Below are 24,238 nucleotides of genomic sequence, written 5' to 3' on the forward strand. Positions count from 1 at the left end.
AGATTTACATATAATTGGTATGGTATCGCTTACATCGCAAGGAAGGAGGCAATAGCGGGCTTGAAAGAACCAACCGAATTTGAAACGTGAACGCACAATCAGATTTCCAGGGAGGTACATTTCGAAATGCAAAACACAGGTAAAAGGAATGGGAAGCGTCTCTTCTCCAAGCTTCTCAGCTGTATGCTGGTTATGTCACTGCTAATGCCGCTTCACCTTGCATCCGTTCAAGCTGCGGATACGGCGCTTGTATCCGATGATTTCAGCAGCTACACGAATGAGAACTTCGCGATAGGCGTTGGCAACAATTGGACGAAGGAAGGAACGGCTCCCACCATACAGTTCCAAACGGATACGGTGACGGGCTCCACATATGCGGCTATTCATCATGCAACGACCGGTTCATCTTATTTCGGACAGCGATTTGCCGCCCAGGACGGCGGAACTGTCATTGAATTCGATGTCAGAATGCCATCGAACAATGGCGGAACCTTATGGGTGATGGATGGCAAGGTCAATGCGACCAACGCGGCAGCGCTTCGCTATCAGCTGGATGCCGGTATCATTAAGCGCCATAACGCCGCAGCCCAGAATCAAATTCAATATGATTCGAGCCATTGGTACCGGTTCAAAATGGTGTTTAATGCGCCGCAAAAAAAATATTCGGTGTCCATTACCGATTTGACGACGGATTCGACGGCCGTTTGGCCGGATGCGTTCTACAGCGCGCGCGAGCGAATCAGCAGCTTCGGATTTTTTGTCAATGCGGGCGGGGCCTTTCATTTAGCGAACGTAAAGGTCACGGCGCTTGATTTGGCTTTGAATAGCCTGAACATCCAAGCTGGCGATGACGCTCCGAGCCTTCAACCGCCATTCGACCCGAAGGTGAGCAGCTATACGCTTGAGGTTCCTTATAGCGTGCCTGGGGTGACGGTAAATCCGGCAGCAAGCAACCCGAGCGGCGTATCGCTCCAAGTGGACGCAGCGAGCTTGGAAAGCGGGGCTTCGCAGACAGTTGCTTTAACCGGCAGCTCCACGAGCTTTAACGTAAACGTAACCTCCAATGCGTATAGCGATATAACGAAAACGTACAAGGTAACGGTAAACAAGCTGGATAAGTCACCGAACGTAAATTATCCGGTTGCGGAGGGACGGGATGGCAAGGTACTGATCGGGTGGGAGGAGCCTGCGGATCCAGCCTATCTCGAAGCGCGCATCTATCGCAAAAATAATGACGATTCGTTCGTATTGGTTGACTCCGTGGAGAAGGGGCGGTATATCTCGGCTATTAGCGGTTTAACCAATGATACGCCATACACCTTTGTCATTAAAGGCGCGTTTGCCTATGAGGGCGAAGAAATAACCGAGTCCAGCGGGGAGACGGTTACCGCGGTGCCAATCAAGCATGCTGCGCGGCAAATGGAGAGCTTGAACCGCGGCTTAGTGGCTGTTCAGCAGGCCGACCATGTTTATGTAGGCTGGAGGCTGCTTGGCACGGATCCGTCTTCGATCAGCTTTAACGTTTACCGTGACGGCAGCAAAGTGAATGCCAGTCCGATTGCGGGGAGCACGAATTTCCAAGATGCGGGCGGAAGCTCAGCATCCACCTATTTCGTGCGGGCAGTCGTGGACGGCACCGAGCAGCGCCAATCGGAAACCGTTGACGTATGGGATACGAACTCGTTGGATGTGCCTATCCTGAAGCCTGCGGATGGTGTGACACCGAAAGGGGAGGCGTATTCATACCGTGCGAATGATGCGTCCATCGCGGATTTGGACGGAGACGGCGAATATGAAATCGTATTGAAATGGGAGCCAACCAACTCCAAAGACAATTCCCAAAGCGGCTACACGGGCAACTTTTACGTGGACGCCTATGAATTGGACGGCACGCAGCTATGGCGTATCGATCTGGGCAAAAACATTCGTGCAGGCGCCCATTACCTCGACGTGATGGTTTATGATCTGGATGGTGACGGCAAGGCGGAGGTAACCTTCCGAACCGCGGATGGAACGATTGACGGAGAAGGTCAAGTGATTGGCGATGCCAATGCGGATTTCCGCAATGATGGCGGATATATACTGACAGGACCTGAATACCATACCGTCTTCGAAGGAGCCACGGGCAAAGCGCTGGCTACGGAAGCCTACGAGCCTGAACGAGGCAATGTCGCGGATTGGGGAGATGCCTATGGCAACCGCGTTGACCGTTTCCTGGCCGCCATTGCGTATTTGGACGGAGAACGCCCGAGCGTTATTATGCAGCGCGGCTATTATACCCGAATGGTGCTGGTAGCTTATAACTACAGAGACGGCAAGCTGACCAAGCTGTGGACGTTCGATTCGAAAACGCCGGGCAATGAAAGCTATGCTGGTCAAGGCAATCACCAGCTTAGCGTCGCCGATGTGGACGCAGACGGCAAAGACGAGATCATTACGGGAGCAACGGCCATCGACGATGATGGGAAAGGGCTGTGGAATTCCCGGCTCGGTCATGGCGACGCCATGCATCTAGGCGATTTGGATCCGACTCGATTAGGTCTTGAGCTCTTTGCCGTGCAAGAGGATACTTCAGTCAAATACTCGGCTGACGTCAAGGATGCTAGGACGGGCAGAGTGCTGTGGGGACAGCTGCAAACAGGAATAGATACGGGCAGGGGACTGTCGGCGGATGTCGATCCGCGTTATGCAGGCGCGGAAGCATGGGCTATCGACGGTGCATGGAACAGCACAACCGGAGGCTTATTCACCGCGCAAGGGGAGAAAATAGGCAATCAAATTCCGAGCTCCAACTTCGCGATTTGGTGGGATGGCGATCTTAACCGCGAACTGCTGGATCATGAATGGCAGGGCGACACGCTGCGGGTAGGCATTCCGAAGATCGACAAGTGGGATTACGAGAACAATGCCCTCGTCCCTCTGGAGAGGTTCGCCGGAACCTATTCGAATAATGATACAAAGGGCAACCCGGTGCTTCAAGCCGACCTGCTTGGCGACTGGCGGGAAGAGGTCATCGTGCGCACGGAGGACAGCAGCGCGCTGCGAATCTATACGACGACACATGTGACCGAGCACCGCATTCCTACCTTGATGCATGATCCTGTCTACCGTACGGGTATCGCTTGGCAGAATACAGGCTATAACCAGCCGCCGCATACGGGCTTTTTCTTAGGCTCGGAGATGGAAGAGCCGTCTCAGCCGAATATTCGAACGAATACCATTAAGGCTGCGGGTCTGAGCATCTCCGCCCCATCCAGCGAATGGACTGCCGGGCAGCAAGTTCAGCTTTCTCCCGTATTTACCCCTGCTGCTGCAACGGATCAGTCAGTAGCTTGGTCCGTATACAACGAAGACGGCTCGGCAACGACACTCGCAACGATCTCGGAGAGCGGGCTTCTGATTGCGGCTGCACCGGGTAAGGTGAAAGTCAGTGTGCAGGCAAAGGATGGCTCTGGCGTTGCTGGAGAATGGACATACACGATCAAAAATGCGGCAACGGAATCGCCAAGCGGCGGTTCTACCGGGCAGCCGACGACAAATGCAGGCACCGGGTACGTGAAGCTCTCGGTATCTGCGGATAACAACGGGAAAGCCTTCGCTGACTTCAAAGCCTCCGATATCGCTAAGGCTGTGGACACGGCTGCAGGAAAGTCGCTCTTGCTGGAGGTTGTGCCTAACCAAGCAGCGACGACAGTTACAGCCAGCATTCCTGTACAGTCGTTAAAGGACAGCATCGCCAAGGCGATTGATCAGTTCGAGGTGCGGCTGGGGCTTGCCAAAATAACGATCAACAAGAAGCTGTTCGAATCACTCGTGACGAACGAATCGGCAAAGCTCGAGCTGTCGGTTCGCATCATTGAAGCAGCTGCACAACCTGAGGAAGCCAATAGCACGGCAGCCGCGCAGCCGGTGTATGATCTGAATCTACTTGTGGACGGCAAGAAGATCAATGATTTCGGCGGCAGCGTAAAGGTGGAGCTGGACTATGCGCTTGCAGCCGGCGAGAATCCGAATTCCGTCGTGGTGTACCATATCGATGAGCAAGGCAAACTCCACCTCGTTAAAAACGGAACATACGTGAAGGCTTCCGGCAAGGTTATTTTTGCTCCGAGCCATTTCAGCCAATATACGGTTTCAAACGCGAAAGCAGACTTTTCGGATATCGCTCATGTAAGCTGGGCGAAGGACAGTATCGAATCGCTTGCTGCTAGAGGTATTATTAATGGAGTAGGGAATGAAATCTTTAAGCCCGGACAACATGTGACGAGAGCGGAATTCGTGAAAATGCTTATGCATGCATTCGACCTTGCAGACGCCAAGGTAACGAGCACGCTCAGCGATTTGCAGCAGGGCGGCTGGTATTACAGCTCGATCGCTGCCGCTCAGAAGCTAGGGATCGTGCAAGGCAAAGCGGATGGCAGCTTTGGCGTGAATGACAAGATATCAAGGCAGGATATGGCGGTCATGGCCTATCGCGCAGCACAGCGGTTGGAGCTGAAGCTTGGCAGCGCGGCACCGGATGCAGCATTCGCGGATGAAGCAGCCATTGATGGCTACGCTTTGGATGCGGCAAAGGCTATGCAGGCAGCAGGCATCATCCAAGGAGTCGGTGACGGCCTGTTCGCTCCAAAGGATACCGCGACTCGGGCGCAGGCTGCAGTCATCATTCATAAGTTGATTCAGCTTTCGATTTCTTAAATATGGCGGTGAACCGAGTTTCTACAGCGCTTCGGCTTCCTGGAGGAGAACGTCATGGCTCCTTCATGAAAGTGGAATAAGGAATCAAGCATTAAGCATTAAGCATTAAGCATTAAGCCTTAAGCCTTAAGCATTAAGCATTAAGCCTTAAGCCTTAAGCATTAAGCATTAAGCATCTAGCTTCTTCGCTGCGAAGAAGCTTGGTGCTTTTTGCTGTTTCAGGCGCCGATTCGACGCGGGGGTAGGGTCATCGCTATAATAGAAAGTGGAGACATTTGGATATGCCGTTTGCCTCCATGCTTTTGACAACAAAAGGAATAGGATGAATGTTCATGCTTCAACGTCTGGGTCGAAGTATTCGGGATTTCCGAGACACGTACAAAAAACATTTGGTATTCGAATATTTGTTCATGCTGCTTACCAGCTTTGTCATTATTCCGATTATTTCATTTATATTTAACCGGATTATCCGGGTGGTCGGATCGGGCTCGGTGCTGAACGGCGAGTTTTACAAAATCGGCCTCAGCTATGCTGGCGTCGGCGGATTAATTGCCATTTGTTTCGTGGCGATGCTCGTGCTGTTCATTGAATTCGGCGTCATTATCACGATTGCCCAGCAGCATTATTTTGGGAAAAAGGTGCTCATCTCAGATGCGCTTCTAACGACGCTTCGGCAAACCCCCAAGCTGTTCGGTTTCGGTATTATCCAGCTGGTGTTTTTCTTGCTGTTTATTTTCCCGTTCATCGATTCACCGCTTTCATCTTCCCTTTACGCACAATTTAACGTTCCGATCTTCTTCAATAGCCGTATTATGAGCTCATCGATGATGATGCTTGCGTTGTATGGCGCATTGCTATTGGCGGGATTGTACACCGTGCTGCGTTGGATTTTTGTTCTTCACTTCATTATGATCGAGAATAAATCGATTCGCGCGGCAGTCAGAAGCAGCCTGGTGCTGACGAAGGGCAAAAGGCTGTCGATTTTCATCAATTTGTTTCTGCTCAATGCGCTTGTGTTTTCGCTCGGTTTTATAACCATCTCATCCATCGCGTATTTGCCTTCTTGGCTCGACAATAATGTGTTGAAGATCATCACGAATCAATATTCATTAACGCTCTCAACCGTACTTACCTATATGTTTACGCTGCTGCTCGTGCCCATTAATATGATTTTCCTGACCAGGCTGTATTACCAGTTCAACCGTCAGCCTGGCGTAAAACCGTTCGATCAGCTTCGCTTGCATAAGAGCCGATGGTTCGGACCGCTAGAGAAGCGCTTGTTCGCCTACTTGGAGGGAAGAAGCCGTACGCGTGTCTTATACCTTACCGTAACGGCAGTCTATCTGGCTTTGGCACTCGTAGTCAGCTATGCAGCGAATGATAATCTCGTTTATGTCAAATGGAGCGTGCTCTTATCGGCGCACCGCGGCGATTCCATGGCTGCGCCGGAGAACTCGCTGCGGGCAGTCAGAAGCTCGGTGGAACAGGGCATTGATGCCGTTGAAATCGATGTCCAGCTAACGAAGGACGGTGTTGTCGTCCTTCACCATGACTATAATTTGCGGCGCATGGCTGGCGTGTCGAAGCAGGTGAGCGAGCTAAGCTATGATGAGGTCGCAAGGCTAAGCATCGGTCCGGGCAGCGAGGAAGGCGATGAAATAGACCGGATTCCGATGCTGGCTGAAGTATTGGCGGAGGTGCAGGGGAAAGCGAAGCTGATCGTGGATTTGAAGCCATACGGTGCTGGCGAGGAGCTGGCTAAGGCGGTCGTGACGCTGATCGAACAATTCGATATGATCGAGGATTGTTATATCCAATCCTTCGATCGGCAGACGCTTCAGCAGATCAGGTCGCTGAATCCAGAGATCAAGATCGGGCAAATTCTCTATTTCGCGGTGGGCGATCTTTCCTTGCTTGACGTGGATTTCTACACGATTGAGCAGGTGATGCTAACCGAGGCGTTTGTTGAGCGCGCGCATAAAAAAGGCCGAGAGGTATGGGTGTGGACGGTGAACAGCGAGCGCAATTTGATGGAAGTGCTTAAATTCGAGATTGACGGCATTATTACCGATTATCCGGCACGCGCCCATAATTTAGTAGAGGTTAAGCTTTAATGCGAAGTTAGGGAAGGGAGCGGGAGCAGATGACTCAAATTGAAACATACAAAGCGTTCCTCATGTCGCTCCCACCGGGCAGCTTAACGAAGGAGCAGCTGTTTGTGGAGGTGCTGCTCCTTGACGAGCAGCCGAATATGTCGATTTATTACGTGCCGTACGAATATGTGAATGCCGAGGCGAAGGTCATGATCATCGGCATTACGCCTGGCTTCACCCAGATGGAGATCGCGATACGGAGCGCGCGCGACGATCTCCTTAACGGAGTGCCGATTGCGCTCATTGATCAGCGTGCCAAGAAACTTGGGAGCTTTGCGGGCTCGATGAGAAGCAACCTAATCGAAATGCTTGATGCGATTGCCCTCGCGGATCGCCTTGGCGTACCGAGCTGCCGGGCGTTGTTCGAGGAACGGAGAGATTTACTGCATACGACCTCTGCCATCCGCTTTCCGGTGTTCCAACATGGGAAAAACTATACCGGGCATAGCCCATCAATTCTGAAATCGGAGCTGCTTTACCGCTACGCCGAGAGCATCCTGCTTCCTGAGCTTCAGGAAGTGAAGGATGCACTGATCATTCCGCTCGGCAAAGCCGTATCGGAGGTGGTACAAGCCTTTGTCTCAAAGGGCTGGCTGAACGGAGAACGCTGCTTGTTTGATATGCCGCATCCTTCAGGTGCCAACGGCCACCGCAAAAAGCAGTTCGAGCAGCACAAGGCAACCATGCAGCAGAAGGTGAACGACTGGTTCGGCAGCTAGAGGATCATATTGGAAAGCGGGGAATGAATGAGGATGCATAGCAAAAGGGTACGTTTTATAACTGTTTTTGCGCTATTAACATGTCTGTTATGGTTGTTCGGATTAGGCTGGACGTTAAAGGATTATATGCTTGGCACGCCTAGTTCGGCTCCCTTGTCCTCCACAGAGGAGGAGCAGGCAGGAGAGGCTGGCGTGCTGAAAATCGTCGCTTTGGGCGATTCCTTAACGAGAGGCACGGGCGATATTGAAGGCAAAGGGTATGTCGGCTACGTGAGCGACCGGCTTAAAGAAGCGGGCAAGGAAATATCGTTAATCAATTTGGGCATCAAAGGATTGACAGCGCCGCTGCTCGCCGAGCAAATGAAGGAGAAGGAAATCGGACGCCAGCTTGGACAAGCGGATATTATCCTTATGACCATTGGGGGCAATGACCTTTTTCTTGGGGGACAGACGCTGTCCGATGTTTCTGAAGCGAGCATAACTAGCTTGGAGGATGCTTATCTGCTGCAGCTGCAGACCATTCTCGATGGCGTGCGTGCCGTGAATACCGAGGCAACCGTTTATTTGCTTGGCTTGTACAATCCATTCGTCGAATTTGAAAATGGCGAGCTGCTATCGGGCGTCGTTCGAGGCTGGAACTTCAAAGCGGCTGAATTGCTCGCCAAGGATGCGAAAACCGTCTATGTGCCTACGTACGATCTGTTCCAGCAGAATGTAAACGACTTTTTGTTTACGGATCATTTCCACCCGAACGAAAAGGGATACGCGCTAATGGCGGAACGGGTAGCCGCATTAATTGCCGGCGCCGGAGAAGGAGGACAACGATGAGCGACATTACATTATCGGTGCAGGGGCTGCGGAAGGTAATTGGCAAACGGACGATCATCAAGGATTTGAGCTTCGAGCTGAAGCGTGGTGAAGTATTCGGTTTCCTAGGTCCGAATGGCGCGGGGAAAACGACGACGATTCGGATGCTGGTCGGGTTGATCAAGCCGACATCAGGCACGATACATATATGCGGACTGGATATTGCGAAGCATTTTACGAAGGCGATGAGGCATTTGGGCTGCATTGTCGAGAACCCGGAGCTCTATCCATTCTTAACGGGCATGGACAATCTGCGCCACTTCGCGGTGATGATCAGCGGGATCACGCAGGCTAGGATTGACGAGGTCGTGCGGCTCGTCGGCATGCAGGATCGCATGAATGACAAGGTGAGCACGTATTCGCTAGGCATGCGGCAGCGGCTTGGCATTGCCCAGGCGCTGCTTGGCAAGCCGGATGTGCTCATTCTCGATGAGCCGACGAACGGACTCGATCCCTCCGGCATTCGGGAGATGCGCGCCTTTATCCGTTTTTTGGCGGAAGAGGAAGGGCTAACGGTGCTCGTATCAAGCCATTTGCTTTATGAAATCCAGCTGATGTGCGACCGGGTTGCGATTATTTCAAAAGGCGAAATTATTCGCGTCGATTCGGTGCAGCAGCTATTGTCGAGCGAAGAGCGGCTCGTCTGGCGGCTAGAGCCGATCGAGCAGGGCAAAGCCATTCTGCGGGAGCTTGCATCGATTGTCACTGAAACAGAGGATACGGTTACGACGCCGTATATTGAGCATGAGGTTGGAGAATGGAATCGAAGGCTGGTTGAAGGCGGAGTAAGCGTGCTGGAGATGAACCGCAAGCTGCCGGCGCTTGAGGATCTGTTCCTTGAGCTGACAGGAGGCGAATCGATTGATTAATCTGGTTCAGAATGAGATGACCAAGCTGGTTGGGAAACGCCGCTTCGTGGTCATTGCCGTCATCATTGTCGTATTGCTCTCGATGTTCACCTATGCGCAGGCGAAGGAAGCCGAATCCATTCGGGAGCGGCTTGGCACGGTGGACTGGCGCACGGAGCTGCAGCAGCAAATCGTCGATATGCAGAACCGGCTCAGCAGCGCAGGCCAGTGGCGCGAGCAAATCCAAATTCAAATTAAGCAATCCCAGTACTATTTGGACAATGACGTCAACCCCTCGGAGCCGGGCGCTCCAACCTTTATTAGAGGATTCGTGCAAAACTCCGCGGAGCTGTTCCTGCCGCTGCTCGTCATGATTATCGCGGTAGACATCGTGTCATCCGAGCGAAGCATGGGGACCATTAAGCTTCTCCTAACCCGTCCGGTGAGCCGATTCAAAATCCTGTTAAGCAAATATATCGCGCTTATTTTATCGGTCTCGGTCGTCATTTTTTTGTTCGGCTCCCTATCGTATATCGTTTCGGCCGTCATGTTCGGCAACCAGGGCTGGGCAGCTCCAGTGCTGACGGGCTTCTCCTCGCAAGGCGGGGAGCTGGATATTTCGGGCGTGCGCCTCGTATCCCAGTGGCAATATATTATCCAGCAGTTCGGGCTTGCTTGGTTTATTTCCGTCGTTGTCGGCACGCTGTCTTTCATGCTGTCGATCCTGATGCGGAGCAGCGCGGCAGGCATGGGTACAATGCTGGCTTGTTTAATATCGGGAGCTATCCTGAGCAACATGGTGTCCTCATGGGAGTCGGCCAAATATTTGTTCATGGTCAATCTCGGCTTGATGGATTATGTCAGCGGCTCGGCGCCTCCGATTGAGGGCATGACGCTGGGCTTCTCGTTGTCCGTGCTGGCAGTATGGATGCTGGGCTCGCTGCTCGTTTCTTTTATCGTTTTTATGCGAAAAGATATTTATTAAACGTATTTGCTGGCGTTGTCCTGTCCTAAATTGCCGGCTCTCTTCATATGCATGTAGTAGAAGAGGAGCGTGATCGACATGGACAAGACGGTACGAAGATATTATCAGCAAAAACAAAAGCAAAAAGAAATAGAGCAGGAGCTCTCTGACCTGCGCAATCAAATTTTAGCTTATTTGACCGAGCAGGAGGCCGGTGAGCTGGAGATTGGCAGCCACAAGGTTAAGGTCGTCGTACAGGAGCGCAAGGAATTCGACGAGAATAAATTGTATGAAGCGCTGCCTGATCCCGAGCTGTGGCGGATGCTGTCCAAGCCCGATACGTCCAAAATCGCGAGCCTGCTCAAGCTGAATGTCATCTCGGAAGAACGGATAAAGGATACTTACGCGACAAAGACCGTCCGTTTGCTTCAGGTGGAAAAGAAGTAAAAGCATGAGCTGCGTATACGTTGAGTTGGAGTGAACGAAAGCGAATAAAACGAATAAAAGCGAATTGAAAATGAATATATACGGATAAATTACGGGTATCAACAGATAATGACGAATTTTTGAAAAATAAAAGCAGGGCGCATTTGCCGTTAGATGGCGAAGGTGCCCTTTTTTCAATGAGACGAAACTCCGTATACTTGATGACGGCAAGCGAACCAGCGATTAATGGGACTACTAAAAGATAACCAATAATAAATTTAATTGATCCCTGCCATAAAAAAAACTTTATACCAAAATGGATTAAAGATGGTAAGATGAATGGGAAAGGGGCGGTCATAGTGAAATTTCACCTTGCAACATTAAGACGATCGGGCCAACTTTTCTTTGCGTTTTTCAAAATAGCTCCGGCTAGCTTTGGGGGAGGCTATGCGATGATGCCCCTAATCGAAAGGGAGATCGTTGCGAAGCGCCAATGGTTTACCGAGACGGAAATGGGAGATATGCTCTCTATGGCAGGGATAGCCCCGGGAGGAGTAGCCGTGAACGCGGCTGCGCTCATTGGCTATCGGAAAGCGGGCATCACAGGTGCCATCGCTGCCATTGCAGGCCTTACGCTGCCTACGTTTCTTATTGTCATTTTACTTAGCTACGCGCATCTTTTTTTGCGAAATGAACCTAAGGTGGAAGCTGCCATTAAAGGCATTCATGCAGCTGTCATTGCTATGATTTTAATGGCAGCCTACCGTATGGCCAAAATATCGGTATTTGACTTTTCCACTGCATGCGTAATGGCGGGGGCGCTATTCGCCATGCTTTTCCTGCACAACAATCCGCTATACGTAATTCTATTCGGATTAGTCATCGGTTTGGTCATCGCAAGGGGCAAGGAGCTGGTCGGTCTCCGCGTACGCACCGAGAAAGCAGGGAGTAGGACGAAGACCATGCTGGAGCCTGAATATTTCATTTGAAGAAAGGGGGATGAAAGGATGCTGTGGGACTTGTTCTTTACCTTCTTGAAGATTGGTTCCGTTTCATTTGGAGGAGGGTATGCCGTTATTCCGATGATTCAATATGAAATCGAATCCCATGGCTGGATGACGAGCAGCGAATTGCAGGAAACGATTTCGCTTGCGGGTATGACGCCTGGCCCGATTGCCACGAATAGCGCGACTTTAGTCGGGTATAAAACGGCTGGATTTGCCGGCGCATTGGTGACGACGTTAGGCATGATTCTACCTTCGCTTCTCGCAGTGATTTTACTTGCTTCCGTGTTTTTTCGATTTATTAATAACAAGTGGGTTCGTTCGGTTTTTTATGGCTTTCGACCGATTATTGCGGGGCTCATCATTTATGCGTCCCTTAATTTTGGATTCCTGAGCGAGGACGAGACCGGCTTCACTTGGATGACATTCGTTACGCTTTTGATATGCTTCGGCTGTTTGTATGCGATGCTCAAGTATAAGCTTTATCCGGTTGTTGTGCTTCTTGCAGCAGGCGCGGCAGGAATTATTCTATATTAAGAGAACGATTTTGAATAAAGCTTGAATTCATATCCGTGGGGAGAGTTAAGAATAAATGGATCAAATGAAACCTTGCTGCGCTGCAGACAGGCAGCTTGTAGACATGGAGAGTATAGATACCGAGGGACTGTCGTCTCCCATGGATATCTAGAGATAGCTCGGTGAATGAAAACCGAAAATCGGAAGCTTCGGGTTGGTGCAGAATTAGGCTAATAGGCTGATTCTATGTCTTTTGATCAGTCCGGACTTCTCCCTCGATGGGTACGATAATAACATCTCTTAAATCTTCGTTCAAATGGTAGTCGTTAAAGCCTAAGACGGTACTCGTACCTTTGCTATCGATCGTTCCGTAAAAATTTTTCTCTAGCATGAAATGATGAGTGAAAAAGACGGATTCGCCAAAGCCCTTATGTCTCTTGCCCACTTCACCATTCCTTCCCATAGAATCATTTTGCCATGTCACAACCGCAATTCCATCCTGATTAATCTCTTTATAATTAATTAGTCCCTTATACTCTACCTCGAAACGCAGCGCTTCTCCCTTTGGAAAAGTATAAGAAAAAGTGAATCCTTCTCCTGATGCTTCTATTTGTTTATCCATATAAGTTACTGGATAATGAATTGCAATTTCACGAGCTTTTACTAAATCTCCGCTCATGAGTATGTTGAAGCGCTCATTGCCAGAAGGCGTCCGCACAATTACAGTCTTATCCGTAGCGTTGTATTTCACCGTTCCACCGAGAGTTTCTGAGAGAAAGCGCAGAGGGAGATAAGTTCTACCGTCCTTATTCGTTACTGGGGCATCTAGCTTGACGCTTTTACCGTTAACGAGGGCCGTTTGGGCTCCACCATTAAGGCGTACAGTTAATTTCATTTCTTTATTAATTATTATTATCGTTTTCGTAGCCTGTTCATAGGAATACATTAGTTTTGTAGGATCTTGAAAAGATGTTAGCTGTACCATTGTCCTTTGGTTTACAGTTAGTACATTCTCCTGCAACGCGCCATCCATATAAACCAATGTTTGTTTTTGCGGCGCAGCGGAGATAGCCGCTCCTGATGCCAGCATTCCAACTATGGAAAGCGAAGCAACGGTTGTTTGCATCCATCTTTTCAAAGGTGAGACCTCCCTGTTTCGATCTTCTACATTCCTACTTCAATTGACGTAATTTTCCATAAAAAAGTTTCGCGTTTATATTATTTCCTAGAAGGCAGATCTTCTTTGTTTTCAGAATCACCAATGCGGAAGTCCAGCGGGATTGAGCTATGGAGAGTGGAGCGATAATTGGAGAATGATAGATGGAGATTCATGGAGCTTACAGGAGATGTTTTAGGTTAAAAATACAGCGGCAGCCTAGGACTTTTTTTCTCGTTCAAGACTGTCGCTATTTTTATAGTTGGGGCCAGTCTAATACTTTATGTTCTTTCTACACAAATCCGCCTTCTTGCGCGTTTCCTTGGTGCTTAGGCTTGAACGCCGTCGGAGAATGGCCGGTCCAGCGCCGGAACTGCCGGGAGAAGTGGCTGGCCGACTGAAAGCCGAGCCGCTCGGCAATTTGGGAGATTGGCAAATAGGAAGTCACGAGCAGCTCCTTCGCCAGCATAAGTTTTCTGCGGCTGACGTATTGCCGCGGCGACAAACCGTAAACCTTGATGAACAGCTTGGTACTTTGGCTCCGGCTCATGTTCAGCTCTTTCGCTACTTGCGCGATCGAGAGATTGTCGGCAAGGCCGAGCGATAGCCGCTCTTCAATCGCATGCGCCGCATCGGCCGCAAACGGCGTCACATGGATTGCGTTCGTTCGGGCCTCGCCCTGATTGCGGATAAGCGCCAGCATCTCGCGGATAATGAGCAAAATATTCGCTTGCAAGAGCAGCTTATTTTCCAGCCGTGCTACGTCATCGTTTTGGTTCTCGATTGGCATTTGCTCCGTTAATTCGCGAATCTCCAAGATGCAGCGACTCAGCCGGCCGGAACGCGCTGCTTCCGGGGCGGATACGAGCCGATAAGCAGCTGTGCCGAGCAGGCTGCGGATGTCCAGATCGTCGAGGTCGAAATGCACGTTAAAAAACTCGTAGTCCATGCCGGAAGCATTCGTGGTCTTGTGCCTCTCTCCGGCGTTTATCAACAGCCAATCTCCCGGCCCAAGCGTGACGGTCGTTCGATTTATCTCTTGTTCTACCTCGCCGCCAAGGCAGCATAGGAGCTCGTACAAATGATGGTGATGCCGCGGATATTCCCAGCCGGGCGGACATTTTCCGATTTGAATGCCAGTCACCTGCAGCGTTGAAGTCATATTCGGGAAACCTATCACGTTTTGCATGGCGCCTCACTCTTTCGTCCGTTTTGTTCCTTTATTCTATCACATCTGATGTTAACGAATTGGTACAAATGGTATAGAAAATGCACCATTTGGCGATTGTGACCTTGGTTGACAATACGGATAATATAGCTGACGTCATCTGTTCTGGAGGGGTTATCATGGCTAAGCTCGAAGTGAAAGGCTCGCATTTTTTATTGGACGGGGAGCCGATCCGGATATTGTCCGGGGCGATTCATTATTTCCGTGTTGTCCCGGAGTATTGGGAGGATCGGCTGCGGAAGCTTAAGGCTTGCGGTTTTAATACGGTGGAAACGTACATTCCATGGAATATGCACGAGGAGAAGGAAGGAGCGTTCCGCTTCGACGGATTGGCGGATGTCGAACGGTTTATCTCCCTCGCAGGGGAGCTTGGCCTGCACGTTATCGTCCGGCCGAGCCCATACATATGCGCGGAATGGGAATTCGGAGGGTTGCCCGCTTGGCTGCTGAGCGATCCTGATATTCGGCTTCGCTGTATGGACGAGAGCTACTTGCGAAAGGTAGACGCCTATTACGACGTGCTTATTCCAAAGCTGGTGCCGCTTCTTGGCACCCATGGCGGACCGATTATCGCCGTGCAAATCGAGAACGAATATGGGAGCTACGGCAATGACAAGGACTATTTGCTCTATCTGAAAAACGGATTGCAAGAAAGGGGAATAGATGCTCTGCTGTTCACCTCGGACGGTTCGACGGATCAGATGCTGCAGGGCGGAACGCTGCCGGACGTTCTCGCCACCGTGAATTTCGGATCCAGGCCCGAGGAGGAGTTCGCGAAATTCCGCGAGTACCGCCCGGAGGAGCCGCTCTTCTGCATGGAATATTGGAACGGCTGGTTCGATCACTGGCTTAAGCCCCACCATACGCGAGGAGGCGAAGACGTCGCGGACGTGCTGGACCGGATGCTTGCCGCCGGCGCTTCGGTCAACTTCTACATGTTCCATGGCGGAACGAATTTCGGGTTCTATAACGGTGCGAATGACCAAGAGAAATATGAGCCTACCGTTACCAGCTACGATTACAATGCGCCGCTGTCTGAGTGCGGGGATGTGACAGATAAGTATTTGGCCGTGCGCGAGGTGCTTCGGAAGCATGGAGCCGATGTTCCGGATGCTCTTCCGGAGCATTCTCGCAAGAAGCGCTACGGCGCGGTAGTCATGGAGGAAGCGGCGGGATTGTTCGATCATCTCGATACGCTGGCGGCTTCCGAACGCCGGCGGTGCCCGGAGCCGATGGAGAAGCTCGGACAGAACTATGGCTTCATCCTCTACCGTACAAGGGTAACCGGTCCGCGCAAGTCGCAGGAGCTTCACCTGCAGGATGTGCACGACCGGGCGCAGGTGTTCCTCGATGGCCGCTGCATCGGAACGGTCGAGCGTTGGGAGCCGAAGCCGCTTGTCGTGGATATTCCGCAAGGAGGCGCGACGCTCGATATCCTTGTCGAGAATATGGGAAGAGTCAATTATGGACCGCGCCTGAAGGATGCGAAGGGCATTACCGATGGCGTGCGCCTCGACAATCAATTTCTATTCGATTGGGAAATCTACCCTCTGCCGCTTGCCGATTTGACCGCTTTGCCATTCACTCCCCTCACCGTCCAATCGAAGTCCGCTGAACATCCGATGTTCTTCAGAGGAAAGCTATTCGTCGACGATATCGCGGATACGTTCGTGCGTCTCGATGGCTGGGTGAAAGGAGTCGTTTGGATCAACGGCTTCAATCTTGGCCGCTATTGGGAGAAGGGACCGCAAAAAACGCTATATCTCCCAGGCCCGCTGCTCCGCGAAGGTTTAAACGATATCATTGTATTGGAGCTGCACGGCACGGACAAGCCGGAAATCGAGCTAATCGATGCACCGGATCTCGGGTAGGCAATTCGCGCGGCAAGTTTGTCGGATTCCGGCTTGCATGAAGGTAAAGGAAAGGTTAGTGACGACATGCGCGCTTCGCGGCCGAATTTGCTGCTCATTACCGTCGACCCAATGAGAGGTGACTGCCTGAGCATCCTCGATCATCCGGTCGCCGAGATGCCGAATTTGGATCAAATGGCGCGCAAGGGCATGATGTTCCGACATGCCTATTCTTCGACGCCTACCTGCGTGCCGGCTCGTACGGCGCTGTTTACCGGCATGAGCCCACGCTCGCACGTACGCGTAGGATACGGGGAAAAGGTGCCGTAGAATTACGAGCATACGCTGCCGTGCAGTTCCGACAGCAGAGTTGGATAGCCTCAATTTGTATCCATGCCTACAAATTAACTCCTTTTTCTTCATAAGATCGCTCCGGAGAAACTCGACCGTACTTTAGCACTCTATGATTACGTGCTCTCTCCCGAAGGGAAGATGCTGATTACCTACGGTATCGAAGGCGTCGATGACAAGGTTTGGACAGTTTACGGTGTTCGACCACGACGAATTGCTGAATGTGATGTTGTCGAAGGATTCCATAGAAAAATCATGGCAGAAGATTGTTGACGGCTACAAGTCCAAGGGCCTCGATAAGATAATCGAAGAAGTAAACGCGAAGGCAAAAGAGCAAGGCATCGAATAAAATGTGGAAAAAACATCGAGTAACAGAATGAGACGGCCGTCACTCCCTTTGGGGATTGCCGGTCGTCTTTTCTTTGGATGCAGGCATAGGCTGCAGATGAGGTTAAATGGATTGAGGGTCATTTATATGTAGAGATACAAAGATCATGAGGACGAAGCATAATGTGAATTCCGTCTTGATTCAAGCGTACATGCACGTATAGGCTGTTACCCACATACACTAAAGAACAGACTTCAATTTGCTTAGAAAACGGCTTGAATTGAGCTTGTTGTCTAAGTAAATACAACGTGGGGGTGTACGGTTCAATGCCTGGATTGTTCTCAGCGATAGCGCTATTCATTAAGCAGCTTTCATTGCTCGTCTCTTATGTCAAAAACAACGCGTTTCCCCAGCCTCTTCAAGAGGAGGAAGAAACCAAGCATTTGCAACTCATGTCCGAAGGCAATCAGCGTTCCCGTAACCTGCTCATCGAGCACAATCTCCGCTTAGTCGCTCACATAGTGAAAAAATTCGATAATACAGGGGAAGATTTAGAGGATTTAATCTCAATCGGCACGATTGGATTGATTAAAGCCATCGAGAGCTTCCAAACGGGAAAAGGCACGAAGCTCGCGACGTTCGCGGCTCGCTGTATTGAGAACGAAATACTTATGCATCTGCGGTCATTGAAGAAGACGCGCAAGGACGTATCGCTGCATGACCCGATCGGAACGGATAAGGAAGGCAATGAGATTACGTTGATTGATATCCTCGGCACGGAGGCCGATGATATCGTGGATAAGGTGCAGCTGAAGATTGAGAAGAGCAAGATTTATAAAAATCTTGATATATTGGATGACCGCGAGAAGGAAGTTGTTATTGGTCGGTTTGGTTTGGAGCATGGCGGGGATGAGCGGACGCAGCGGGAGATTGCGAAGGAGCTGGGGATCTCGCGGAGCTATGTATCGCGGATTGAGAAGAGGGCGCTGATGAAGCTTTATCATGAGTTTTATAAGGCGAAACGGTGAGACTCAAATAAGCTCATATATAATACCTGATCTATCGTATGCAACGATAAAGTTAGGGTTTGATTGCACGATGTTATATCAATAAATGAAACCAAATGGCAGTGACTCCATTTGGTTTTTTCTTATGTATACGCACTCCACACATGTGGAGTGCTTAATATTGATGGTACGAAAATGAAAAATGAGATGTGACAGCATTGCTCAAATGTATTATTTAATTTTGTTGACTTAACTCAGGTGAGGTAATATGTTATTACTGAGACGATATCCCACTTCCCGTAAACATTCTTATTGTATAGTAACAGGGATTGTAAGCACTACTATGGTTCCGTAGTTAGTTGAAGTAGGAGGGGCACTATGGCAAGGTTTGAGATATGCTCTATGCAAAGTCTATTCTATGAACAACGGCGGTTGTTTGTATGGAGCTAATAAGATAAGTAACCGCTTAAATCTGCACAGTGATAATTGTTATAGCGTAGACTTTGCTACCTTTAAAATTTTACTATTTTAAGGAGCGAGCTATCATGAAGTATGTAAATGCTGACACCATCTTTCCAAAAGAATTACTAAAAGAAATACAGAAGTATGTAAATGGTGGGATGGTGTATGTCCCTAGAGCTGAAGGATTACGTAAAAAATGGGGCGAAAATTCTGGTAGCAGAAAATATTTGATTCTTAGAAACGATGAGATCTGCCAAAAATTTTTGAACGGTGTAACTATTGATCAACTTTCAGATCGATTTGCTCTTTCTAGTGATAGTATTAAAAAGATCGTTTATTCAAATAAATAGTTCAAAAAAAGTCACGTTGGATTAAATTCTAATGTGACTTTTTTTGTGTAAAAAATAATTTTCACTTGTTCTTTATATATTTTCATGGCATTGCTATTGTTACAATAACATTTATAACAGTTATTTGGTTATTGCTTCATACAAAATTGCAGGGGGACAACATATGTATGATTTTTTTAGATTTGATACAGATGAAGAACGGCGGTCGTTACTAGTCAGAGCAAGGAAAGTTGCTTTATTAGCCATTCAACAGTATGACCTGGAATGGGAGCAAATTCAGTTTATACAACTATCAGATACAATCACATATAAAATTGAGACAAGTTCAAAAAAAAGTTATTTGCTTCGTATTCATTCGGATCGATTGAGCAAGAAGGAGATCCATTCAGAACTTATTTTGCTTCAGGCGTTGAACAAATTGGATGATCTAACAGTACCAGAAGGTCTGGCAAGTTGCGATGCATCTTATGTATTGGAAATAGATACAGAAAAGGGCTATAAACGCCCCTATGTCACGCTGATGCGGTGGATAGAGGGAGAACATGCAAGTGGAGATTTTACGGACAGCTGTGCTAATAAGATGGGCATATTGATGGGGAAACTGCATGAGGCAGCTGCGAGCTTCGTCCCACCTCCTGATTTTGTGAGACCCATATGGGGAGCAGACAGTTTTAAACGTGATATGGCTAAGTTGGAACGGTATTATACATGTTTTTTATCAGAAAAAGCATGGAAATCGTATCAGGCTGCTGCTGAGAAGGTTTTATCCGAACTTACCGTAATGCATCGAAATGATCAAAAGTATGGACTCATTCATGCAGATCTACATACCGGCAATATTGTTTTTAAAGATGATCAACCCTACCCGATTGATTTCGGAAGATGTGGTTATGGGTATTATCTTTATGATATGGCAGGTACCTTATTGGAGCTTTGGCCGAAGCATCGTTGGATGTTTATCCAAGGCTACAAGAGTGTAAGAACGCTGGAAGCGGACTATGTTAGGTATCTGGAATGTTTCTTCATTATGTTCATGATCGAGAACTACTGCCATCATTCCTCTGATCCAAGAGAAACAGCTAGTTTGATCGAGGAACAACAATACGCCCAAGCATACATAAGAGAATATTTAAATGATAATCAATTTCTATTCGAAGTGATAGAACCTATGAAAATGAATTAACTTCGTGGACTCTTTCAACGATTGATCAAGCGACACGAGCGGATTGAAATTGCGGTGGACTTTAATATCATCACTACTAGAATATCGAAAATCTGCTGTTTATGGTGACATAAGATGTTCATAGATATTCGACAATATTACACACTCCACACATGTGGAGTGCGTGGCTGTGTTGGTTTGGAACGGAACTGAAGATAAGTAACATTAACAGCCCTTCTAGCGAAGGGCTGTTATATCGTTTATACTGATAAAACCAATTTACTTCTTAGGAGTTGTCTAGCGAATCATGATAAAGAAAGAAGTCGCGCATATACGCAAGCAATTTAAGCTGGATCACGATATGATGAATATTAACGACATTCTCAACGTGTATATTATGAAGGATAGCAACGAGGTCTATCATTGGGAGAGCCAGGCGTTTGCTCTGGTGGATAGAGAGAAGCAGGAGTTGTATATGGGGAATTTCAAAAAACTGCTGACCGGAGAATTGGATCAGAAGTTGTTCGAGTTGAAATTTCAGGAGGAAGCAGAGGATCCGACGCGAGTGATACTTCACCAAGGTTTGGCGACAGGCAATCCTGAAGAATGGAAGGACCTGATGCTGCTGTTGGTGGATAAAATGTTGGTGGATGCCAAGTATGAACAGGATACAGTAGTCACGTTCGTTCGTGGACAGTATTTCCGGCCGACCAAGGGCAGAAATGAAGAAGCCGAAGAGAGCGGGAAGGACGAACTGTTCGCGCATCCGTTCATTCTATGCAGCGTGAATTCCACGGAGAAGCAAAAGAAGACTCTCTTGTTCGATTATGTGGAGAGGGAATTTAAGTACAATGTCATTGTAGATCCGATTATCAAGTTAAGTTCGCCGGAGCACGGGTTCTTTTACCCTAGCGTGACGGATAACTATTCCGATGTGAACCGCATTCTGTATTGTACGGCAAAATCAAATTATCCAGATCCGCACTTCATCGGACAGGTCTTAAATGCCGAAAGATCCATGACGGCAATGGAAGAGAGGGCTATTTTCGAAGACATCGTGAAGGAAGTGGTGGGCGAACAACTCGACGTAGCCACTCTCGCACAGGTGTACGAGGAGATCCACCAAGTAATCGAAACCAACGAAGATAAAGAAGAACCCCCGAAGTTGGATTATAAAGATGTGGAACGTGTGCTGACAATAAGCGGCATAGATAACGTGACGACGGATAAAGTGGAACGCGCGTTTCAAACGATCGTCGACGATAGGAACTATGAAATGAAGGCAAGCAGCGTTATGCCGAAATTCACTTCAAAATCGATTAAGATCGATACAAAGGTAGCCTCGATTTCGGTCAGCCCGCAGGATTTAAAGTATGTGAGACAGGTGAATTATCAAGGGAAACGATGCATCCTGATTGAGATCGACGAAGATGCCGTAATCGAAGGATTTACGCTCAGTACAGAGACGTTATAGACTCAGTTGACAGCGTTGGTTGATGCGGTTGCAGCCTTTGAATAGGTCGGCGCATAATGTGTTCTTGAGGGAAAGAAAATATTTTAAGGGGACGAGCTGGAATGTGTTGACGTTTGGTTTACATCAGGTTGTGTTCACAACCTCAAAAAATTCGACAATACCGGGGAAGATTTAGAGGATCTAATCTCCATCGGGACGATTGGATTGATCAAAGCGATCGAGAGCTTTCAGACCGGGAAAGGCACGAAGCTCGCGACGTTCGCGGCTCGCTGTATTGAGAACGAAATACTTATGCATCTGCGGTCGCTTAAGAAAACTCGGAAAGACGTTTCTTTGCATGACCCAATTGGCACGGATAAGGAAGGCAATGAGATTACGTTGATCGTTATCCTTGGCACTGAGGCCGATGATATTGTGGATAAGGTACAGCTTAAGATTGAGAAGAGTAAGATATATAAGAATTTGGATATCAGTATGCGATATTAACGTGAGACTTTATAGAAGAACAGACGAAGCACAAAAGAACGCTTCTTACGGCTGGACGAGCCACTTTCATGATTCGGGCTGTGGTCCGAACCATGAAGGTTTTCTTGAGGTAGGACAACACATTGGGAGCTATTACAGATTTAGTCGAAGCCAATGAAACAACTTGTAATCGTGAGCGTCAAATAGGCCCCACCTGACTACTAGGTGGGGCCTATTTGACGCTCACGTTGTTCCAAAGCCTCTGCGCGAATGGCGTTCGGATATGGCTGGTTCGCTTGAGGATGTTATTATGAAGCTCTTGTCGAAGAATCCCGAAGAGCGTTATCAGAGTGCTTATGGTTTATTAAGTGTTTTGAAGCGGTGCGCCGTATCGATGGAGGAAACGGGAGAAGTCATCTCTTTTGAAATCGCACATGTTGATGAAGCAAGCCGGTTTCGGCTTCCTCAGACCTTCTTTGGTCGTGAAATGGAAGAAAGAGCTATCCGAGATGCTTCTGAACAGGCAAAAGTTCGTAGAAACCAGTCCCAATCCGTACTGTGTATGCCTATTCTTTTCACAGGAGGACTAACGCCATTCGCGCTTTACTTGGAGAACAGTCTCATAGCCGGCGTTTTCACTCAAGAAATACGGGTAATGCTGGAGCAAATGATTGCCCGAATGGTGTATGTGAAATCATTAGATGAAGCTCGCAGCCAAAGCTATTCACCAATCGTTCCAACATATGATCCTTCATCAACTTCTGCGAAAGCTTCACAGCTGTTATTTGAATCACTCACGAATCGTGAAACGGAGATCCTGTACGCGCTGACAGATGGATTGACGAATAAGGAAATTGCCTATCGATTCGGATTAACAGAAGGGACAGTTAAAAGTTATATCCATCATATATACGGAAAACTGGGCGTTAAAAGAAGAAGTCAGGCAATCCCCCGTGCAAAGGAGTTAGCACTCATAAATTAGACTTTTTTCTACAATATTTGCGAAACACTAACTTTGGTTAGTGTTTTTTATATGGCTTGGGATATATACTTATGTCCGAATTCAATAGTGGTATGGAGGAGAAAACAACATGAGTAGAAGATTTCGAGCAAGTAGGAAGTAACGTCTATCATCTTAGCGATGTTGATGATACTAGGCGGATTGAACGGGCTGTTTGATGGAGAGAAACAAGTATCTGCATTCAGGGAGGGCTCTCATCGGAATTGTGATATTTTTTTCAAGGCTATAACCACGAATCAGGTTATAACTTATGAAGATCTTGTGAACTTTTGATATTTTATTATCTAGATTTTGTTACTATAACCAATAGGATGTAAAATTTTTCTAGACACTGGCTGGCCCTGCTAGTACAATTCACTAGCATACTTGTCGAAATATAGGAGTTGAGGCTTGTGTAAACCATTTGTGGTTTCGGCATATCAATTTAAATAGATTGTTTTGGAGTTGGGGTAACAGTTGCATAAGGCGATTCCAATGAAACAGATACGAGATTTCTCAGAATTGGTTGACCCGGACGAATTTGCGCTCTTCATAATAATATAAAATACATTCTAGGCAAGAGAGGTTGATTTCAAAATGAAAGAGAAACAGAATAAGAAGAAGATATCTAAGGTACTGATGAGTTTCTTGTTGTTGTTCCTTCCTGTGATACAGCTAGCTGTAGGCGAGAATGCGGCCTTTGCCGCAACCGAGCCAGCGATCACAAGCATTTCGCCGACGGCGGGTCCGACGACCGGAGGCACGAGCGTCATTTTGACCGGTACGAATCTGTCTGGAGCAACAGCGGTGACGTTTGGTGCAACGGCTGCGACGGGCTTTACCGTAAATTCAGCAACGCAAATCACGGCAACGGCTCCGGCGGGTAGTGCGGGAACCGTAGACGTAAGGGTAACGACGGCGGGCGGCACATCAGCGACATCGGTGGCTGACCAATTTACGTTCATAGGCGCGCCGACGATCACAAGCATTTCGCCGACGGCGGGTCCGACGACCGGAGGCACGAGCGTAACGTTGACCGGTACGAATCTGTCTGGAGCAACAGCGGTGACGTTTGGTGCAACGGCGGCGACGGGCTTTACCGTAAATTCAGCAACGCAAATCACAGCAACGGCTCCGGCGGGCTCGGGAACCGTAGACGTAAGGGTAACGACGGCGGGCGGCACATCAGCGACATCGGCGGCTGACCAAT

At 48.7% G+C, this 24,238-nt stretch carries 20 protein-coding genes and 1 pseudogene; 19 read left to right on the forward strand and 2 right to left on the reverse strand.

Annotation, left to right across the window (positions count from 1 at the left end; genetic code table 11):
* Positions 1–126 precede the first annotated feature (126 nt).
* The 9 genes from AC0YN3_RS13780 to AC0YN3_RS13820 all read left to right on the forward strand — a co-directional run bounded on the left by AC0YN3_RS13780 (position 127) and on the right by AC0YN3_RS13820 (position 12,216).
* A complete protein-coding gene (locus AC0YN3_RS13780; protein ID WP_475775594.1) occupies positions 127–4,698 on the forward strand; it encodes a rhamnogalacturonan lyase family protein in 4,572 nt (1,523 codons plus the stop codon).
* A gap of 332 nt (positions 4,699–5,030) precedes the next feature.
* Positions 5,031–6,812 carry a glycerophosphoryl diester phosphodiesterase membrane domain-containing protein gene (locus AC0YN3_RS13785; protein ID WP_475775595.1) on the forward strand — a complete coding sequence of 594 codons (1,782 nt, stop codon included), beginning with the start codon at positions 5,031–5,033 and terminating at the stop codon, positions 6,810–6,812.
* Positions 6,813–6,841: 29 nt separating this feature from the next.
* Positions 6,842–7,570 carry a uracil-DNA glycosylase family protein gene (locus AC0YN3_RS13790; RefSeq protein WP_475775596.1) on the forward strand — a complete coding sequence of 243 codons (729 nt, stop codon included), beginning with the start codon at positions 6,842–6,844 and terminating at the stop codon, positions 7,568–7,570.
* A gap of 33 nt (positions 7,571–7,603) precedes the next feature.
* A complete protein-coding gene (locus tag AC0YN3_RS13795) occupies positions 7,604–8,398 on the forward strand; it encodes a GDSL-type esterase/lipase family protein (protein ID WP_475775597.1) in 795 nt (264 codons plus the stop codon).
* Positions 8,395–9,306 (forward strand): ABC transporter ATP-binding protein, encoded by a 912-nt coding sequence (locus AC0YN3_RS13800; protein WP_475775598.1) that lies wholly within the window; start codon positions 8,395–8,397, stop codon positions 9,304–9,306. Before AC0YN3_RS13795 ends, AC0YN3_RS13800 begins: the two co-directional genes overlap by 4 nt.
* The gene (locus AC0YN3_RS13805) at positions 9,299–10,270 is read left to right on the forward strand and encodes an ABC transporter permease (RefSeq protein WP_475775599.1); all 972 of its coding nucleotides are present in this window, start codon (positions 9,299–9,301) and stop codon (positions 10,268–10,270) included. Before AC0YN3_RS13800 ends, AC0YN3_RS13805 begins: the two co-directional genes overlap by 8 nt.
* 78 nt (positions 10,271–10,348) lie before the next feature.
* Positions 10,349–10,696 (forward strand): hypothetical protein, encoded by a 348-nt coding sequence (locus tag AC0YN3_RS13810; protein WP_475775600.1) that lies wholly within the window; start codon positions 10,349–10,351, stop codon positions 10,694–10,696.
* A gap of 314 nt (positions 10,697–11,010) precedes the next feature.
* A complete protein-coding gene (locus tag AC0YN3_RS13815) occupies positions 11,011–11,664 on the forward strand; it encodes a chromate transporter (protein WP_475775601.1) in 654 nt (217 codons plus the stop codon).
* An 18-nt stretch (positions 11,665–11,682) separates the two neighbouring features.
* Positions 11,683–12,216, forward strand: a complete 534-nt coding sequence (locus AC0YN3_RS13820) for a chromate transporter (protein ID WP_475775602.1) — start codon at positions 11,683–11,685, stop codon at positions 12,214–12,216.
* Between the two features lie 223 nt (positions 12,217–12,439).
* Here the strand turns inward: AC0YN3_RS13820 and AC0YN3_RS13825 are convergent, their stop codons facing one another.
* Positions 12,440–13,333 carry a copper amine oxidase N-terminal domain-containing protein gene (locus AC0YN3_RS13825; protein ID WP_475775603.1) on the reverse strand — a complete coding sequence of 298 codons (894 nt, stop codon included), beginning with the start codon at positions 13,331–13,333 and terminating at the stop codon, positions 12,440–12,442.
* Positions 13,334–13,643: 310 nt separating this feature from the next.
* Positions 13,644–14,540, reverse strand: coding sequence for a helix-turn-helix domain-containing protein (locus tag AC0YN3_RS13830; protein ID WP_475775604.1), 897 nt, complete (start codon positions 14,538–14,540; stop codon positions 13,644–13,646).
* A 158-nt stretch (positions 14,541–14,698) separates the two neighbouring features.
* Between AC0YN3_RS13830 and AC0YN3_RS13835 the strand changes: the two genes are divergently transcribed.
* The 10 genes and pseudogenes from AC0YN3_RS13835 to AC0YN3_RS13880 form a co-directional block, all read left to right on the forward strand.
* A complete protein-coding gene (locus AC0YN3_RS13835) occupies positions 14,699–16,450 on the forward strand; it encodes a glycoside hydrolase family 35 protein (protein WP_475775605.1) in 1,752 nt (583 codons plus the stop codon).
* 66 nt (positions 16,451–16,516) lie between these two features.
* Positions 16,517–16,759: a sulfatase-like hydrolase/transferase gene (locus AC0YN3_RS13840; protein ID WP_475775606.1), complete on the forward strand. Its 243-nt coding sequence runs from the start codon at positions 16,517–16,519 to the stop codon at positions 16,757–16,759.
* A gap of 193 nt (positions 16,760–16,952) precedes the next feature.
* Positions 16,953–17,129 (forward strand): hypothetical protein, encoded by a 177-nt coding sequence (locus AC0YN3_RS13845; RefSeq protein ID WP_475775607.1) that lies wholly within the window; start codon positions 16,953–16,955, stop codon positions 17,127–17,129.
* A 305-nt stretch (positions 17,130–17,434) separates the two neighbouring features.
* Positions 17,435–18,136 carry an RNA polymerase sporulation sigma factor SigK gene (gene sigK / locus AC0YN3_RS13850; RefSeq protein ID WP_475775608.1) on the forward strand — a complete coding sequence of 234 codons (702 nt, stop codon included), beginning with the start codon at positions 17,435–17,437 and terminating at the stop codon, positions 18,134–18,136.
* Between the two features lie 524 nt (positions 18,137–18,660).
* Complete coding sequence (locus AC0YN3_RS13855; protein WP_475775609.1) at positions 18,661–18,927, forward strand: CD3324 family protein; 267 nt, start codon at positions 18,661–18,663, stop codon at positions 18,925–18,927.
* Between the two features lie 163 nt (positions 18,928–19,090).
* The gene (locus AC0YN3_RS13860; protein WP_475775610.1) at positions 19,091–20,110 is read left to right on the forward strand and encodes a phosphotransferase enzyme family protein; all 1,020 of its coding nucleotides are present in this window, start codon (positions 19,091–19,093) and stop codon (positions 20,108–20,110) included.
* Positions 20,111–20,396: 286 nt separating this feature from the next.
* Positions 20,397–21,563, forward strand: a complete 1,167-nt coding sequence (locus AC0YN3_RS13865; protein WP_475775611.1) for a DUF4317 domain-containing protein — start codon at positions 20,397–20,399, stop codon at positions 21,561–21,563.
* Positions 21,564–21,659: 96 nt separating this feature from the next.
* Positions 21,660–22,034 (forward strand): annotated as a pseudogene (locus AC0YN3_RS13870) (sigma factor); the annotation flags it as partial.
* Positions 22,035–22,311: 277 nt separating this feature from the next.
* Positions 22,312–23,010: a LuxR C-terminal-related transcriptional regulator gene (locus AC0YN3_RS13875; protein WP_475775612.1), complete on the forward strand. Its 699-nt coding sequence runs from the start codon at positions 22,312–22,314 to the stop codon at positions 23,008–23,010.
* Positions 23,011–23,625: 615 nt separating this feature from the next.
* A partial coding sequence (locus AC0YN3_RS13880; protein ID WP_475775613.1) for an IPT/TIG domain-containing protein occupies positions 23,626–24,238 on the forward strand: 613 nt, incomplete at its 3' end.

It is taken from the genome of Paenibacillus sp. J22R232 (assembly GCF_056269165.1).

Bases quoted from the DNA above. Each gene is read 5' to 3' on its own strand.
- AC0YN3_RS13830 (WP_475775604.1), bottom strand. From the start codon at position 14,540: ATGCAAAACGTGATAGGTTTCCCGAATATGACTTCAACGCTGCAGGTG.
- AC0YN3_RS13855 (WP_475775609.1), top strand. From the start codon at position 18,661: ATGAAGTATGTAAATGCTGACACCATCTTTCCAAAAGAATTACTAAAA.
- AC0YN3_RS13795 (WP_475775597.1), top strand. From the start codon at position 7,604: ATGCATAGCAAAAGGGTACGTTTTATAACTGTTTTTGCGCTATTAACA.
- AC0YN3_RS13845 (WP_475775607.1), top strand. From the start codon at position 16,953: ATGACAAGGTTTGGACAGTTTACGGTGTTCGACCACGACGAATTGCTG.
- AC0YN3_RS13875 (WP_475775612.1), top strand. From the start codon at position 22,312: ATGGCTGGTTCGCTTGAGGATGTTATTATGAAGCTCTTGTCGAAGAAT.
- AC0YN3_RS13840 (WP_475775606.1), top strand. From the start codon at position 16,517: ATGCGCGCTTCGCGGCCGAATTTGCTGCTCATTACCGTCGACCCAATG.
- sigK (WP_475775608.1), top strand. From the start codon at position 17,435: ATGCCTGGATTGTTCTCAGCGATAGCGCTATTCATTAAGCAGCTTTCA.
- AC0YN3_RS13780 (WP_475775594.1), top strand. From the start codon at position 127: ATGCAAAACACAGGTAAAAGGAATGGGAAGCGTCTCTTCTCCAAGCTT.
- AC0YN3_RS13800 (WP_475775598.1), top strand. From the start codon at position 8,395: ATGAGCGACATTACATTATCGGTGCAGGGGCTGCGGAAGGTAATTGGC.
- AC0YN3_RS13785 (WP_475775595.1), top strand. From the start codon at position 5,031: ATGCTTCAACGTCTGGGTCGAAGTATTCGGGATTTCCGAGACACGTAC.
- AC0YN3_RS13790 (WP_475775596.1), top strand. From the start codon at position 6,842: ATGACTCAAATTGAAACATACAAAGCGTTCCTCATGTCGCTCCCACCG.
- AC0YN3_RS13820 (WP_475775602.1), top strand. From the start codon at position 11,683: ATGCTGTGGGACTTGTTCTTTACCTTCTTGAAGATTGGTTCCGTTTCA.
- AC0YN3_RS13835 (WP_475775605.1), top strand. From the start codon at position 14,699: ATGGCTAAGCTCGAAGTGAAAGGCTCGCATTTTTTATTGGACGGGGAG.
- AC0YN3_RS13810 (WP_475775600.1), top strand. From the start codon at position 10,349: ATGGACAAGACGGTACGAAGATATTATCAGCAAAAACAAAAGCAAAAA.
- AC0YN3_RS13815 (WP_475775601.1), top strand. From the start codon at position 11,011: ATGAATGGGAAAGGGGCGGTCATAGTGAAATTTCACCTTGCAACATTA.
- AC0YN3_RS13860 (WP_475775610.1), top strand. From the start codon at position 19,091: ATGTATGATTTTTTTAGATTTGATACAGATGAAGAACGGCGGTCGTTA.
- AC0YN3_RS13865 (WP_475775611.1), top strand. From the start codon at position 20,397: ATGATAAAGAAAGAAGTCGCGCATATACGCAAGCAATTTAAGCTGGAT.